Source organism: Saliniramus fredricksonii, from assembly GCF_900094735.1.
In the GTDB taxonomy this organism is placed as follows: domain Bacteria; phylum Pseudomonadota; class Alphaproteobacteria; order Rhizobiales; family Beijerinckiaceae; genus Saliniramus; species Saliniramus fredricksonii.
Genome location: NZ_FMBM01000002.1, coordinates 393065 through 407489 on the forward strand (window position 1 = coordinate 393065; position 14425 = coordinate 407489).

Here is a 14425-nt window from a genome sequence, read left to right on the forward strand (position 1 = left end):
AGGCGGGTTCGCGACCTACCCCTCCCGCGCTTCACGCATCCGCGCCGAGCGGCGCATCACCAGCGTGGCGATCACCACCGCCGTGGCGACGAGGCCGATCAGGATGGCTGACAGCGCGTTGATCTCCGGGGTCACCCCGAGCCGCACCTGGCTGTAGATGCGCATCGGCAGCGTTGTCGCGCCGGGGCCGGAGGTGAAGCTCGCGATCACGAGATCATCCATCGAGAGCGTGAAGGCCAGGAGGAAACCGGCGAGGATTGCCGGCGCGATGATCGGCAGGGTGATCGTGAAGAACACCTTCCAGGGCGGCGCGCCGAGATCGAGGGCGGCTTCCTCAAGCGTTCTGTCGAAGGCCATCAGCCGCGATTGCACGATCACGGTGACGAAGCACATGGCGAAGGTGGTATGCGCCACCGCGATGGTCCAGATGCCGCGATCGAGATTGATGGCCACGAAGAGCAGAAGCAATGACAGCCCGGTGATCACCTCCGGCATCACCATCGGCGCGTAGATCAGCCCGGTAAACAGCGCCCGCCCGCGAAAGCGCCCGTGGCGCGTCAGCGCGAGCGCCGCGAGCGTGCCCAGCACCGTGGCGAACACGGCGGTGACGAAGGCCACACGGATCGTCACCCAGGCCCAAGTTGAACAGTTGAATTGGACGAAGCGGGAACATTTTTCCGTAAGCCATTGATGTTATTGAGGTGGGGTCGGTGGGCGTCAGTTTGTGTGGTGCTAAATAATGTAAGAATAGGCGTTTCATTGCTTGACGAATGGAGGTTTCTGAGATGCTAATTCGGCATGTTCGTGCGCGAGAAGACCATCAATGGCTACACCTACATCTACCTTGTGGAGAATGTCCGCGAGGGTGGCCGCACGAAGCAGCGCATCATCCGCAATCTCGGACGCAAGGAAACGGTTCTCGCCAGCAAGGATCTCGATCGCCTGGCCGCCTCGGTCGGACGGTTCACGGAACGGGCCATGGTCCTGGATGCCATCAACAACGGTGATGTGGCGCGATACGAAGCTCGTCGCATCGGCGGGCCGCTGCTCTTCGGGCGCCTGTGGCAGCAACTCGGCATCGATCAGGTGATCGCTGATCAGCTTGGGGAACGCGGCTTCGAATTCCCGGTGGAGCGGGCCGTGTTCACCGCGACGCTGCACCGTCTGTTCGTCTCCGGCTCGGATCGCGACTGCGCGTCCTGGATGCAGGATTACGACATTCCCGGTGCCGACGATCTGTCGCTGCACCATTTCTATCGGGCCATGGCCTGGCTCGGAGAAGATCTGCCAAAGGACGAGCAGAAGGATGCGACGCCCTTTTCGCCGCGTACCGTCAAGGACGTGATCGAGGAGGCGCTGTTTGCGCGCCGGCGCGACCTGTTTACCGATCTCTCCATCGTCTTCATGGACACGACCTCCCTGTCCTTCCACGGCGAAGGCGGCGAGACGCTGGGGGCACGGGGCTATTCCAAGGACCATCGCCCTGATCTCAACCAGATGATCCTCGCCGTCATCGTCGATGCCGATGGCCGCCCGGTCTGCACCGAGATGATGCCAGGTAACACCGCCGATGTCGCCATCCTGCTGCCGATCGTGCAGCGGCTGCGCAGCCGTTTCGGTATCACCCGAGCCTGCATCGTGGCGGATCGGGGCATGATCTCGCAGGCCACGATCACGGCGCTAGAGGAACAGGGTCTGGAATATGTGTTGGGTGTGCGCGAGCGCACCGACGCACGCATGCGCCGGGTTCTCGACGATCCGCAACCCCTCACGCCGCTCCTCGTCGAGCGCAGCCAGGGCGAGACGCAGCTCTTCGCCAAGGAGGTCGTCGTCGACGGGGTCCGCTACATCGTCTGCCGCAACGAGGCGCAGGCCGAGAAGGACCGCAAGGACCGCCAGGCCATCATCGCTGCCCTCGATACGCAGTTGAAGAAGGGCGACAAGGCGCTCGTCGGCAACTCCGCCTACAGGCGTTATCTCAACACCACGACGCGTGATGCCTTCGAGATCGATGCCGGCAAGATCGCCGAGGAAGCCCGCTATGACGGGATCTTCGTCCTGCGCACCAACGCGAGGATTTCTCCGCTTCAGGCGATGCTGCGCTACCGGGACCTGCTCACCGTCGAGACGCTGTTTCGTGTCGCCAAGGCGACGCTCTCGACACGTCCGATCTTCCATTCATCCGATGCCGCCATCCGCGGCCACGTCTTCTGCTCCTTCCTAGCCCTGATGCTGCACAAGGAGCTGTTCGACCGCTGCACCGAAGCCGGGATCAAACCCGAGTGGCGCCCGCTCCTGCGTGATCTCGACCGCCTGCAGAGCGGCAAAATCGAAAAGGACGGACGCAGCATTGCCATCCGTACCCCGGTAAGCGGTCAGGTCGGGCCGGTATTCCGCGCCGTCGGCGTGGCGCTGCCGCCGAACATCGCCGAAACCGAAGCTGCTTGACCGCACGACCCTCCGACCGTGGTGCTAAAAGCGCGAAGGCGCCCCCTATCCCATTGAAAATTCATAATTATCGGAAATCAGGTGTTTAAGTTGGGCCAGGCGGCGCGCATCAGCGGTTCGTTGCGAAACAATTCCCCGTACCACTGCGTCGAGAACCCGCCCCAGACGGTGACGAGCCGCGATTCGTTGAACGAATAGATCACGAGCAGCAGGATCGGGATGTAGAGAAAGGCGAGCCCCAGCGTCAGCGCCGCCATGTTGAAGAAGGAAAAGCCCCTCATCGGCGCCCCTCCCTCTCGCCTGCGGCTTGCGCCTCCATGCGCCGCGCCTCCGCCTCGCGGAAGATCACGATCGGCACCACCAGCACCACGAGCAGCACCATCGCCACGGCGGCGGCGACGGGCCAGTCGCGGTTGGAGAAGAATTCGACCCAGAGCGTGCGCCCGATCATCAGCGTCTGCGAGCCGCCGAGCAGATCCGGCACGACGAATTCACCGGTGATCGGAATGAAGCAGAGCAGCGATCCCGCGATGATGCCGGGTTTGGCGAGCGGCACCGTCACGCTCCAGAACGCCTTGACGCGCGACGCGCCGAGATCACGCGCGGCCTCGATCAGCGTCTGATCCATCCGCTCCAGCGTGGCATAGAGCGGCAGCACCATGAAGGGCAGGTAGGTATAGACCAGCGCGATGAACACCGCATATTCGGTATTCAGGATGGTCAGCGGCTGCGAGATCAGCCCGGCGCCCTGCAGATAATGGTTGAGGAAACCCTCCGGGCGCAGGATCCCGATCCAGGCATAGACGCGGATCAGGAAGCTCGTCCAGAACGGCAGGATCATCGCCGCGACGAGGATCGGCCGCCAGGAGCGCGGCGCGCGCGCCATGGCATGGGCGATGGGGAAGCCGATGGCGAGCAGCATCGCCGTCGAGATCAGCGAGATCCGCAGCGAGGAGATCAGCGAGGCGATGTAGAGATCATCCTGCGCGAGGAAGACGAAATTCTCGAAGCTGAGATCGCGCAGGAACGCGACCAGCCCCTCCCATCCCGCCGCGAGATCGAGCAGCGGCCAGTATGGCGGCTGCGCCAGGCGCGGCTCGGAGAGCGCGATCTTGAGCACGATCGCCATCGGCCAGAGGAAGAACGCCGCGAGCCACAGATAGGGGATGATGATGACGAGCCGACGAGCGAGGTTGCGCATGGCCACTCGCCTCAATCGCTCAGGATCACGGCCGTATCGGGCGCGAAGGCGACATGCACCCGCTCTTCCATGGCGAGCGGATTTTCGGTGTAGCGCGTGGCATTGGCGCGGGTGACGCGGATGATCTGGCCGGTATCGAGCTTGATGCGATACACCGTCCAGTCGCCGAGATAGCCGATATCCCAGATCTCGCCGGCAAGGCTGTTGAACGCTTCGCCCGGCGCCTCGCGGGTGACGCGCATCTTCTCCGGGCGCACGGCCACCGCGACGTGATCGCCGGCGCCGAGCCGCGCGTCGGGATCCGCGACGCGAAACCGCGTCTCGCCGGAAAGCGCGGCGAGCTCCCAGCTGGAATCGTCACCGCCACCGCTGACGCGCGCCTCGAACAGGTTGATCTCGCCCACGAAATCCGCAACGAAGCGCGAAGCCGGCTGCTCGTAGATCTCGCCCGGCGTCGCCACCTGCACGACGCGCCCGGCATCCATCACGGCGATCCGGTCGGCCATGGTCATGGCCTCTTCCTGGTCGTGGGTGACGACGATGAAGGTGGTGCCGAGCGCGATCTGGATATCCATCAATTCGAACTGCGTCTCCTCGCGCAGCTTGCGGTCGAGCGCGCCGAGCGGCTCGTCGAGGAGGAGCACGCGCGGGCGTTTGGCCAGCGCCCGGGCGAGCGCGACGCGCTGCTTCTGGCCGCCGGAGAGCTGATCGGGCGCGCGCCCGGCGAAGCGCTCCATCTGCACCAGCTTGAGCATGTCCGCGACCCGCGCCGCAATCGCATCCCGCGCCATCCCCTCCTGCCGCAGGCCGTAGGCGATGTTCTTCTCGACGCTCATATGCGGAAACAGCGCATAGCTTTGAAACATCATGTTGACCGGGCGGCGGTTGGGCGCCACGCCCGCGAGATCCGCCCCGTCGAGCAGAACCCGCCCCCGTGTCGGCGCCTCGAACCCGGCGAGCATGCGCATCAGGGTGGACTTGCCGCAGCCCGAGGGCCCGAGCAGGCAGAAGAACTCGCCCTGATAGATATCGAGCGACAGATCCGCGACTGCGGCCTGATCCCCGAATCGTTTGGTCACGTCATCGAAGCGAATGAACGGCACCGCGTCAGGATCCGCCCAAGGCGCAAAATCCTGCCGCACCGCCCCGATAGCCCGAACCCCGCCACGCTTCATCCGACCACCCCGGAGAGGATTGCCCCGTCAGGGGTTTAGGGGATTTTGGAGGGTGGGGGAAGGGGAGGATTGGGGGCGCGGGCTCTGCGCCATCGCGAGGCGATAACGAAAACCGCCAGAACGCCACGCCTCGCTCGCTCGCAACGGCTTCGGCATCAGGGCTGGCGGCCCCGATCCAGCGCTTGTCCCCCGCCCGCCCGGCAGAAGCCGGCTTTCTTGGCGTTTCATGATGGATCATGATAGGCATCCTTGCAGCGAGGAGATCGGTCATGGCATCGCCCCGAGAGAAATTTGCCACCCAGGTCAGTTCCGAAATCCTGTCGGAGCTGCGCAAGCTCGCGCAGAGCGAGGGGCGGCAGCTTCAGGCGCTTGTCGATGAGGCCTTGGCGGACCTGATCGAGAAGCGCAGGCAGGGGAAGCCGCGCGCGCATGTGATGGCGGCCTATCAGGCAAGCCATGAGACATTCGCCCCCCTCTACAAGAAGCTCGCCGAATGACGGACGACCTGACCGGCATCGAGGTTCTTGCAATCCATGTCGACCAGATCGAGCGCTATGGCGGGACGCAAGGGCTGCGGGATGCCGGATTGCTGGAAGCGGCCTTGTTTCGACCGCAGACCGGCTATTACGCCGACCTGATCGGGCAAGCGGCCGCGCTTTGGGAAAGCCTGACCAGGAACCATGCCTTCGTCGATGGCAACAAGCGCATTGGTTTCGCCGCGACCTATACGTTTCTCGCGATCAACGGGCGGCGCATCACGGCGGACGCCGACACCGCCTTCGCATTCATCAGCGACAATCTCGACGCCGGGACCTTCACGTTCGACCGGCTCGAAGCCTGGTTGCGCGCCCATACGTGGGAAACGTAGGCGGCGCTCGCTGCATAGCCGCATGACCGTCGCGCACGATGAACGGTGGTGCGGGCAGGCAGGAGAGCGCGCGCTGATGGATATCGGGTGAGAGATCGGCCAGCGCGACCTGATCCGCGAATCGCTTGGGCACGTTATCGAAGCGGATGAATGGCTCGGCCAGCGGATCCGCCCAAGCCGCAAAAATCCTGCCGCACCTGAGAGGATTGCCCGAACCCCACCACGCTTCATCCGATCGCCCCGGAGAGGATTGACCCGTAAGGGGTTAGGGGGATTCGGCCGTGGGGGGAAGGGGAGAGTGCTTGGCGCATTTTCGGCGTCATTCGTTTGATCGCTCCAACCGGTATCAATATATGGCGCGCCTACTTGCCGATTCGAAAAAAGACTTTTGTCCACAACTTTACAAGTAACATTATTTACAACTCCAGCCTGCTGTTGTTAACTTGTCAAAATGTGCTGAGGGAAGAATATGGTGCCTAATACAGGCCTATCTAGGTGAGGTTCAAATGAAGCTTTCCCCAAATGAGGTAGCTAGCGAACTTGAGCGGGTTCATGCAAATCAATATCGACAGTTTATTAAAAAAGTTCGCTTGAAAAATGTTCGTGGTTTTGCCGATGAGAGCATCGAATTCAAAAATCCTGTTACTGCTTTAGTTGGAACAAATGGTGGTGGGAAATCAACTATTTTAGGTGCCGCGGCATTGTCGTACAAAAATATTCGACCTGGACAGTTTTTTCCTAAAGCATTTATCGGCGATGAAAGTATGTCTGACTGGAGTGTGGAAATCGAACTTGTTGACAAAAATATTGCGAAAGATAGAATTATAACTAGAACGGCACGTTTTTCGCAATCAAAATGGCGGCGTGACGGATTTCAAGATCGCCCAGTTGAATATATAGAAATCCAACGAACCGTTCCTGCTGGGGAGTTGACTAGATTTAGAAAATTTCTTTCTGGTGATCCAGAGAAATTTGAGATTCGTAATTTAGGAATTGATACAATAAAATATGCAAGTGCGGTTCTTGATAAAAGTATAGAACATTATCGTGTCGTTGTTTCAAGAGAGAATAAATTGATAAAGATGTATGTCGGAGCTACGTCGGGTGAGATTGGGTATTCACAATTTCATTTTGGCGCGGGCGAGGCGTCAGTGATTGAAACAATTGATAGGATTGAAAGCGCACCAGATAACTCATTGATATTAATTGAAGAGGTTGAAAATGGCCTTCATCCTGTAGCTGTTCGCCTTTTTGTTCAATATTTACAAAATGCCGCAAAAAGGAAAAAACTACAAATCATTTTTACAACCCATTCTCAAGAGGCTGTAGACCAACTACCTTCAGAAGCTGTTTGGGCGTCGATTAATAAACGTGCATGGAATGGAAAACTGAGCATAGAGAGCTTACGGGCGATTACTGGAAACATTCCGAATACGCGCACGATTTATGTAGAGGATGATTTTGTAAAAGAATGGGTTGAGAATGCCATTGGGCGCTATGGCAACGGATTGGCTGAATCCACAAAGGTTTTTTCTGCTGGCGGATACCCTAATGTTGTAAAAGTTAGTCAGTTCCATAATGAAAATCCAACAATACGAGTGCCTTCTATCGCGTTAGTTGACGGAGATGTCAGTAAGGATGAAGATATCTCTCTGCCTGACAGTGCAAGATTTATCGGATATGATGTTCCCGAGCGAACTGTTTTTGATTATATATACAGCAATATGGATGATCTAATATCATTAATCCGACAAAGATGTTTTTTGTCGAGATTTGATGAATATAGGATAAAAAGAGAAATCGAAAGTGTTAGAAATTCTGCTTGCGACCCGCACATAATTTTTTCGTCTCTGAGTGAGAAACTTGATTTCGTGTCGTCTATTTATATTCGGGCCGGAATGATTGATCTATTTAATGAGAAAAATCACGAATTTTGGAGGGAAATAATAGAGTTTATTTCGGAGATCTCAGAGTGACATTTTGTGAGAACGTCCTACACTTCGAGACTTCGGCTCTTCATTGTCAGGCGGTAGCCGCAGCCTGACGCTTCGATGACGCAGAGGGTGTCGCCTTTGCTGGCTCCGAAGCGGGCCATGACGTCATCGGGGAGAATCATGCCGGTGGCTTCGCCCATGCTGATGATGTAGAGCCTGTGCATCGCGTTCACCTCACCCCCCAACATCCTCCCTTGACCCCTCACGCATTCCCGCTAGAATCACAATCGAGCCGAGCAGGAGGATGCCCCCTCCCACCCGGCTCTGACCATCAGAAAAAGGACCTTTTCCAATGGCTGCAATCAGCGATACCAAAACCGCCCGCGTGGCGGAAGTGATCTCGGTATGTCCGGGTGTGATTCATGCAAGCGTCACGGTCCCGGCAGGCGAAAGGGGGCTGGCATGAACCCCTTTTCCGGCAACAACCCTTCTTCGAACCCTGAAGAAAACCACGGCCTGACCCCGGCAGACGCCGCCTGGCTCGCGCGCGTCTTCACCAAAGACGGCGTTCGCCGCTCCCCCGCCGAGATCGCGCAGATGAAGGCGTTGCTCGAAGCGTATTGCGCCGCATCGCTCGCCACCTCGCTCGCCGCATCCGCGCCCGCATCCCGGCCCGCGCTCCCGGACGAATTGCAGATCGCGCTTCTCGACGTCACCGACGACCTCGACCATCTGCGCGCGCTCATCACCGCCCTCGACATGGCCTTCGCCGATCTCCACGATCGCGAACTCAACCATGCCCTGAGCACCCTGGCCGACACCATCCTCACCCGCCTGCACGGGATCCGAGACGCCGTCGAGCGCATCCGCCAGCCAGCCCCCCTCGCCGCCTGACGCCGCGCTCCCTCCCCTCTCCCTCGCGGAGAGGGGCCGGGGGTGAGGGGCGTGGGGGATTATTCTCCAGCGTCGATGGCGGCTGCGGCCTTCATCGCGGGCGCGCTCTATCCTGATGCGCCCCTCACCCCCAACCCCTCTCCACCGGGGAGAGGGGAGTCCGGTTGCGGCCTGCATGGAGAGTATCTCCCCTCTCCCTCGCGGAGAGGGGCCGGGGGTGAGGGGCGTGGGGGATTATTCTCCAGCGTCGATGGCGGCTGCGGCCTTCATTGCGGGCGGGATTTCGTCTGATGCGCCCCTCACCCCCAACCCCTCTCCACCGGGGAGAGGGGAGTCCGGTTGCAGCCTGCATGGAGGGGCTCTCGGCGCGGGGTTCAGTTCTTCTTGCGGAACGCGTCGAGGCTGACGACCTCGGCGCCGGGGGTCTTGTCCTCGGGGGCTTCCTCCGCCGACTCATCCGGATCGGCCTTCCCGGCATCGGCCTTCCCGGCATCGGCCTTCTCGGCATCCGCCTTGTCGGCGGATTTGCCGGCGGTCTTTTTGGCGGGCCTGGATTTCGAGGTGGATTTCGTCGCCTTTTTCGGCGCGTCCGGCGTCTCGCCCGCGCTCCCGGATTCCGCCGTCTCGCCGGATTCGCCGGCCGCTGCCGGTTCGGCGGTGTCGGGCTCGGAGCCGGCACCGCGCAGGGTGCGGGCGGGGGGCGGGCCGGATGCGGGGCCGGATGCGGGGCGAAGCGTGGCGACGCCGTTGTCGGACTTGTCGCCCGCATCGCCGGACAGGGCAGGGGGATCCTGCAACTCGAATTTGAGGCCGAACTGCACGGAGGGGTCGAAGAAGCCGGTCAGCGCGTCGAACGGGATCAAAAGCCGCTCGGGCACGCCGGAGAAGGAAAGCCCGACCTCCAGCGCATGCTCGGTTACCGAAAGATCCCAGAACTGGTGCTGCAGCACGATCGTCATGTCCTGCGGGTATTTCTCGCGCATGCGCGTCGACAGGCGCACGCCGGGGAAATCGGTGCGGAAGGAGACGTAGAAATGATGCTCGCCGGGCAGCCCCTCGCGGGCGGCATCCCCCAGAACCTTGCGCACCACGCCCTTGAGGGCGTCCTGTACGAGGAGATCGTAGCGGATCAGGTCTTGCGTCATGGTTGTGTCCGGCGCTCGGCTGTTCTTAACTGGGCTGGTATCGTGATCGCGCCCATTGATGCAATATGTGGCACGAAAGCGCCATAGGAAAGTGGGAATGAAGTGGAGGCTTCTGTTGCCAGGCGCCTCCGGGCCCCGCCTGACGACGCTAACCGCCAGGACTTGGATCGGAATCCTTAAGCCGCATTACGCGGCCGCACGGACTTCCATAGCAGAGTTGTCATTCGCAACTACTGTTTTGGCCCGATAACGGCGGAACCATGCCGAGCGAAAAATTGCCTTTTACGCCCCCGTCGATCCTGTTTCGCCCCCACCGAAACCCAGCTTCGCGCGCGCTGGGCTTCGGTGGAGGCGCCGGGTACCGCCCCCGGGTCCGAAGGGTTTATTCTGACAATCATTTATCGCCATAGTCGCCTTGCGACGACAATCCGAATATAGGCGCTCTCCCCGTCCCGCGAAAGGGGGCAGGGCGGGTTTTCGTGGATCATCGCCGCAGCCGGTGCGCGAGCGCTTGCGGGGCGCGGGATTCGCGGCTAAGGCGTTGTTTCACGATGACAGACGCACAGCCCCGTTTCCCGCACCGCCACCTCCTCGGTATCGAGGGCCTCTCGCCGCTGGATATCAAGGCGCTGCTCGATCTCGCCGATGCGGCGGTCGATGTCTCGCGGCAGGTCGAGAAGAAGAAGGCGACCCTGCGCGGGCGCACGCAGATCAACCTGTTCTTCGAGCCCTCCACCCGCACCCAGGCCTCTTTCGAGCTCGCCGGCAAAAGGCTCGGCGCCGATGTGATGAACATGTCAGTCGCCTCCTCCTCGGTGAAGAAGGGCGAGACCCTGATCGACACCGCCGCCACGCTCAACGCCATGCGGCCCGATCTGATCGTCGTGCGCCATGATGCGGCGGGCGCCGTCAACCTGCTGGCGCGCAAGGTCGATTGCTCGGTGATCAATGCCGGCGACGGCTCCCACGAACATCCCACCCAGGCGTTGCTCGACGCGCTCACCATCCGCCGCAACAAGGGCACCATTGCCGGGCTCACCGTGGCGATCTGCGGCGATATCCTGCATTCGCGGGTGGCGCGCTCCAACATGATCCTGCTTGCGGCCATGGGCGCGCGGGTGCGCCTCGTCGCACCCTCGACGTTGCTGCCGGCGGGGATCGCGCAACTCGGATTCGAGACCTTCTCCGACATGGCGCGGGGGCTCGCCGGGGCCGATATCGTGATGATGCTGCGCCTCCAGCGCGAGCGCATGAACGGCTCCTTCGTGCCCTCGGTGAAGGAGTATTTCCGCTATTACGGGCTCGACCGCGAAAAGCTCGCCCTCGCCGCGCCGGACGCGCTGGTGATGCATCCCGGCCCGATGAATCGCGGCGTCGAGATCGCATCCGATGTCGCCGACGGGCCGCAATCGCTGATCCGAGAGCAGGTCGAGATGGGCGTGGCCGTGCGCATGGCGGTGCTCGAGGCGCTCGCCATGCATCTGCCCGGCAAGGCTTGATCCTCCCTCACGAATGAACAGCCCAGCGAGGCGACCATGTCCAACGCCCCCGTCATCCTCACCAATGCCCGCCTGATCGACCCGGCCACGGGCCGCGACGGTTTCGGCGCGCTGCGGATCGAGAACGCGGTGATCGCCGATATCGCCTGGGGCAGCTTCCCGCAAGCTCCGGACGGTGCCGAGGTGGTCGATTGCGGCGGGGCGGTTCTGGCGCCGGGGCTGATCGACATGCGCGCCTTCGTCGGCGAGCCGGGAGCCGAACACCGCGAGACTTTCGCTTCGCTCAGCGCGGCGGCAGCGGCGGGTGGTGTCACCACCATCCTGACCATGCCCGATACCAGTCCGGTGGTCGATGATCCCGCCCTGGTCGATTACGTCCTGCGCCGGGCGCGCGACACGGCGCAGGTGCGCATCCACCCCGCAGCCGCGCTGACCAAGGGGCTCGCGGGCCATGAGATGACGGAGTTCGGCCTCCTCGGCGAGGCCGGCGCCATCGCCTTCACGGATGGGGCAAAGAGCGTCTCCAACCCCCGTGTCCTGCGCCGGGCGCTGCTTTATGCCCGTGATGCGGGGGCGCTCCTGATCAACCATTGCGAGGATGCCGATCTCGTCGGTGACGGGGTGATGAACGAGGGCGAATTCGCCACGCGGCTCGGCCTGCTCGGCATTCCGTGCGAGGCGGAGACGATCCCGCTCGAGCGCGACATGCGGCTCGTGCGCCTGACCGGCGGGCGCTATCACGCGGCGCTGATCTCCTGCGCGGATTCGGTGGAGATCATGAGCCGGGCGAAACAGGCCGGCCTCGCCGTGACCTGCGGCGTCTCGATCAACCATCTCACGCTCAATGAAAACGATATCGGCGATTATCGCACTTTCTGCAAACTCTCCCCGCCCCTGCGCCACGAGGACGAACGGCTGGCCGTGATCGCCGCGCTCGCTGCCGGCACGATCGACGTCATCGTCTCCGATCACGACCCCCAGGATGTCGAGACCAAGCGGCTGCCCTTCGCCGAGGCGGCGAACGGGGCGGTCGGCGTCGAGACGATGCTCTCGGCGGCTTTGCGCCTGCATCATGCCGATGCAGTGCCGCTCGTGCGCCTGCTCCATGCCATGTCGACGCGCCCGGCGGAGATCCTCGGCATTGCGGGTGGGCGGCTGGAGACCGGCGCGCCGGCGGATCTGGTGTTGTTCGATCCCGACATGCCCTATGTGCTCGACAAGGATGATCTGCGCTCGCGCTCCAAGAATACGCCTTTCGACGAGGCCCGGCTCGAGGGGCGGGTGCTGCGCACCCATGTCGGCGGGGCTTGCGTGCATCGGCTCGAAGACTGATCATGCCAGATGAGACGGCGCACCCGTTTCCGGGGGAGGAGACATGCCTGAAACCATGAGCTGGGCGCTGGCCTGGCCCTTTTTCCTGGCGGCGGGCCTGTTCGGCTATCTGCTCGGATCGATCCCCTTCGGTCTCGTCCTGACCCGCCTCGCGGGTCTCGGTGATGTCCGCAAGATCGGCTCGGGCAATATCGGCACCACCAATGTGCTGCGCACGGGCCGCAAGGATCTCGCCGCCGCGACGCTCCTTCTGGATGCGTTCAAGGGCACGGTTGCCGTATGGATCGCCTGGCAATGGGGGCCGAATACGGCAATCCTGGCCGGTTTCGGGGCGTTTCTCGGGCATTGTTATCCGGTCTGGCTCGGCTTTCGTGGCGGCAAGGGTGTCGCGACCTATATCGGCGTGCTGATCGGGCTCAACCTCTGGACGGCGCTGATCTTCTGCGGGCTCTGGCTCATCGTCGCCGCGACCACGCGCTACTCCTCCCTCTCCGCGCTGATCGCCTCGCTCTCGGCTCCCGCCGCCCTGTGGTGGCTGGGAGAAGGACAGATGGCGGAACTTGCCATCTTGCTTACAATCCTGCTTTGGTGGAAACATCGGGAAAACATTTCCAGATTGGTATCAGGAACCGAAAGCAGGATCGGCAAGAAGCGGGATGAGCACGGCAAATCTGAGTGACGAACAGAGGGTCGACTGGCTGCGTCTGATTCGCAGCGAGAATGTGGGGCCGCGCACCTTCCGTGCGCTGATCAACCGCTATGGCGGCGCGGCGAATGCGCTCGAGGCCTTGCCCGATCTGGCGCGCAAGGGCGGGCGTAACGCCATCCGCATCGCCTCGCATTCCCAGGTTCTGCGCGAGATGGAAGCCGCCGAACGGCTGGGTGGGCGTTTCATCGCCATGGGCGAGCCGGATTATCCCAAACCGCTGCATGCGGCGGATACCGCGCCGCCGGTCATCTGCGTGCGCGGGGATGCCGCCATCCTGCATCGCCCCGCTGTGGGCATTGTCGGCTCACGCAACGCCTCCGCTGCCGGGCTCACCTTCACGGGAAGGCTCGCGGGCGAATTGGGGGAGGCGGGCTTCAGTGTCGTCTCGGGGCTCGCACGCGGCATCGATACCGCTGCGCACAAGGCGGTGCCGGCGCATACGATCGCGATCCTCGCCGGCGGGCATGATCGCATCTATCCCGCCCAGAACAAGGCGCTCCTGGAGCGCATCATCGCAGAAGGCGGGGCGGCGATCTCGGAGATGCCGCTCGGCTGGGAGCCGCGTGCCCGCGATTTCCCGCGCCGCAACCGCATCGTCTCGGCCCTGTCGCTTGGGGTGGTGGTGATCGAGGCGGCGCGGCGCTCGGGCTCACTGATCACCGCGCGTTTCGCCATGGAGCAGGGCCGCGAGGTCTTCGCGGTTCCGGGCTCACCGCTCGATCCCCGCGCGGAGGGCACCAATGATCTGATCCGGCAGGGTGCCAATCTCTGCGCGAGCGCCGAGCACGTCGTCGAAACCCTGATGCCGCTGATCGATACCGATTGGGAAAGCCGAATAGAGGCGCGCGAGGAATTCGCCGGTGAGGATGTCGAGGACCTGTGGGACGAGCTCGACTTCCTCGATTTCGCCGAGCCGCTGATCACCCCGGTACGCGCGCCGGTTCCAGCACAGGAACCCGATCGCGCGCCGGCCTTCGCCGATGCGCCGGATGACGAGGAAGCGCTTGCGCGCGCGCCGGAGGCCGATCCGCAGCAGGTGATGCTCAATCTGCTCGGTCCGAGCCCGGTTTCCGTCGATGATCTGTCGCGGCAATCGGGGCTGCCCGTGCGGATCGTGCACAGCGTGCTGATGGAGCTCGAAATCGGCGGCCGGCTGGAGCGCCATGGCGGCAATGCGGTTTCCCTGCTGGCCGGGTGAGCGGTCGGGCGGGTTTCGGGAA

At 62.4% G+C, this 14425-nt stretch carries 13 protein-coding genes, 1 other RNA gene and 2 pseudogenes; 9 read left to right on the top strand and 7 right to left on the bottom strand.

Annotation, left to right across the window (positions count from 1 at the left end; genetic code table 11):
- Positions 1-15: 15 nt before the first annotated feature.
- Positions 16-636, bottom strand: a pseudogene (locus GA0071312_RS08435) (ABC transporter permease); the annotation flags it as partial.
- A 162-nt stretch (positions 637-798) separates the two neighbouring features.
- Between GA0071312_RS08435 and GA0071312_RS08440 the strand changes: the two are divergent.
- Positions 799-2448: an IS1634 family transposase gene (locus GA0071312_RS08440; protein WP_074444604.1), complete on the top strand. Its 1650-nt coding sequence runs from the start codon at positions 799-801 to the stop codon at positions 2446-2448.
- Between the two features lie 95 nt (positions 2449-2543).
- On the opposite strand, the pseudogene GA0071312_RS08445 reads toward GA0071312_RS08440, so the two are convergent.
- From GA0071312_RS08445 to GA0071312_RS08455, 3 genes and pseudogenes are all read right to left on the bottom strand, one after another.
- Positions 2544-2729: pseudogene (locus GA0071312_RS08445) on the bottom strand (putrescine ABC transporter permease PotI); the annotation flags it as partial.
- Positions 2726-3649: an ABC transporter permease gene (locus GA0071312_RS08450; RefSeq protein WP_074444605.1), complete on the bottom strand. Its 924-nt coding sequence runs from the start codon at positions 3647-3649 to the stop codon at positions 2726-2728. The pseudogene GA0071312_RS08445 and the gene GA0071312_RS08450, both read right to left, overlap by 4 nt.
- Before the next feature lie 11 nt (positions 3650-3660).
- Positions 3661-4824 (bottom strand): ABC transporter ATP-binding protein, encoded by a 1164-nt coding sequence (locus GA0071312_RS08455; RefSeq protein ID WP_074444606.1) that lies wholly within the window; start codon positions 4822-4824, stop codon positions 3661-3663.
- 269 nt (positions 4825-5093) lie between these two features.
- On the opposite strand from GA0071312_RS08455, the gene GA0071312_RS08460 reads away from it, so the two are divergent.
- The 3 genes from GA0071312_RS08460 to GA0071312_RS08470 all read left to right on the top strand — a co-directional run bounded on the left by GA0071312_RS08460 (position 5094) and on the right by GA0071312_RS08470 (position 7668).
- Positions 5094-5321, top strand: coding sequence for a hypothetical protein (locus GA0071312_RS08460; RefSeq protein WP_238947157.1), 228 nt, complete (start codon positions 5094-5096; stop codon positions 5319-5321).
- Positions 5318-5692, top strand: a complete 375-nt coding sequence (locus GA0071312_RS08465; protein ID WP_074444608.1) for a type II toxin-antitoxin system death-on-curing family toxin — start codon at positions 5318-5320, stop codon at positions 5690-5692. The genes GA0071312_RS08460 and GA0071312_RS08465 overlap by 4 nt, the downstream gene beginning before the upstream one ends.
- 506 nt (positions 5693-6198) lie before the next feature.
- The gene (locus tag GA0071312_RS08470) at positions 6199-7668 is read left to right on the top strand and encodes an ATP-dependent nuclease (protein ID WP_074444609.1); all 1470 of its coding nucleotides are present in this window, start codon (positions 6199-6201) and stop codon (positions 7666-7668) included.
- Between the two features lie 17 nt (positions 7669-7685).
- Here the strand turns inward: GA0071312_RS08470 and GA0071312_RS08475 are convergent, their stop codons facing one another.
- Positions 7686-7850: an AbrB/MazE/SpoVT family DNA-binding domain-containing protein gene (locus GA0071312_RS08475; RefSeq protein WP_131817751.1), complete on the bottom strand. Its 165-nt coding sequence runs from the start codon at positions 7848-7850 to the stop codon at positions 7686-7688.
- Between the two features lie 238 nt (positions 7851-8088).
- On the opposite strand from GA0071312_RS08475, the gene GA0071312_RS08480 reads away from it, so the two are divergent.
- Positions 8089-8520, top strand: a complete 432-nt coding sequence (locus GA0071312_RS08480; protein WP_074444611.1) for a hypothetical protein — start codon at positions 8089-8091, stop codon at positions 8518-8520.
- Positions 8521-8894: 374 nt separating this feature from the next.
- Here the strand turns inward: GA0071312_RS08480 and GA0071312_RS08485 are convergent, their stop codons facing one another.
- Both GA0071312_RS08485 and ssrA read right to left on the bottom strand, forming a co-directional pair.
- Positions 8895-9665, bottom strand: coding sequence for a ClpXP protease specificity-enhancing factor SspB (locus tag GA0071312_RS08485; RefSeq protein WP_074444612.1), 771 nt, complete (start codon positions 9663-9665; stop codon positions 8895-8897).
- A gap of 101 nt (positions 9666-9766) precedes the next feature.
- Positions 9767-10129, bottom strand: a transfer-messenger RNA (tmRNA) gene (ssrA, locus tag GA0071312_RS08490).
- A gap of 87 nt (positions 10130-10216) precedes the next feature.
- Between ssrA and GA0071312_RS08495 the strand changes: the two genes are divergently transcribed.
- The 4 genes from GA0071312_RS08495 to dprA are packed head-to-tail and all read left to right on the top strand — an operon-like array spanning position 10217 to position 14403.
- Positions 10217-11164: an aspartate carbamoyltransferase catalytic subunit gene (locus GA0071312_RS08495; RefSeq protein WP_074444613.1), complete on the top strand. Its 948-nt coding sequence runs from the start codon at positions 10217-10219 to the stop codon at positions 11162-11164.
- 36 nt (positions 11165-11200) lie between these two features.
- Positions 11201-12496 carry a dihydroorotase gene (locus tag GA0071312_RS08500; RefSeq protein ID WP_074444614.1) on the top strand — a complete coding sequence of 432 codons (1296 nt, stop codon included), beginning with the start codon at positions 11201-11203 and terminating at the stop codon, positions 12494-12496.
- A 43-nt stretch (positions 12497-12539) separates the two neighbouring features.
- Positions 12540-13175: a glycerol-3-phosphate 1-O-acyltransferase PlsY gene (gene plsY, locus GA0071312_RS08505; protein ID WP_074444615.1), complete on the top strand. Its 636-nt coding sequence runs from the start codon at positions 12540-12542 to the stop codon at positions 13173-13175.
- Complete coding sequence (gene dprA / locus GA0071312_RS08510) at positions 13153-14403, top strand: DNA-processing protein DprA (RefSeq protein ID WP_074444616.1); 1251 nt, start codon at positions 13153-13155, stop codon at positions 14401-14403. The genes plsY and dprA overlap by 23 nt, the downstream gene beginning before the upstream one ends.
- Positions 14404-14425: the final 22 nt, after the last annotated feature.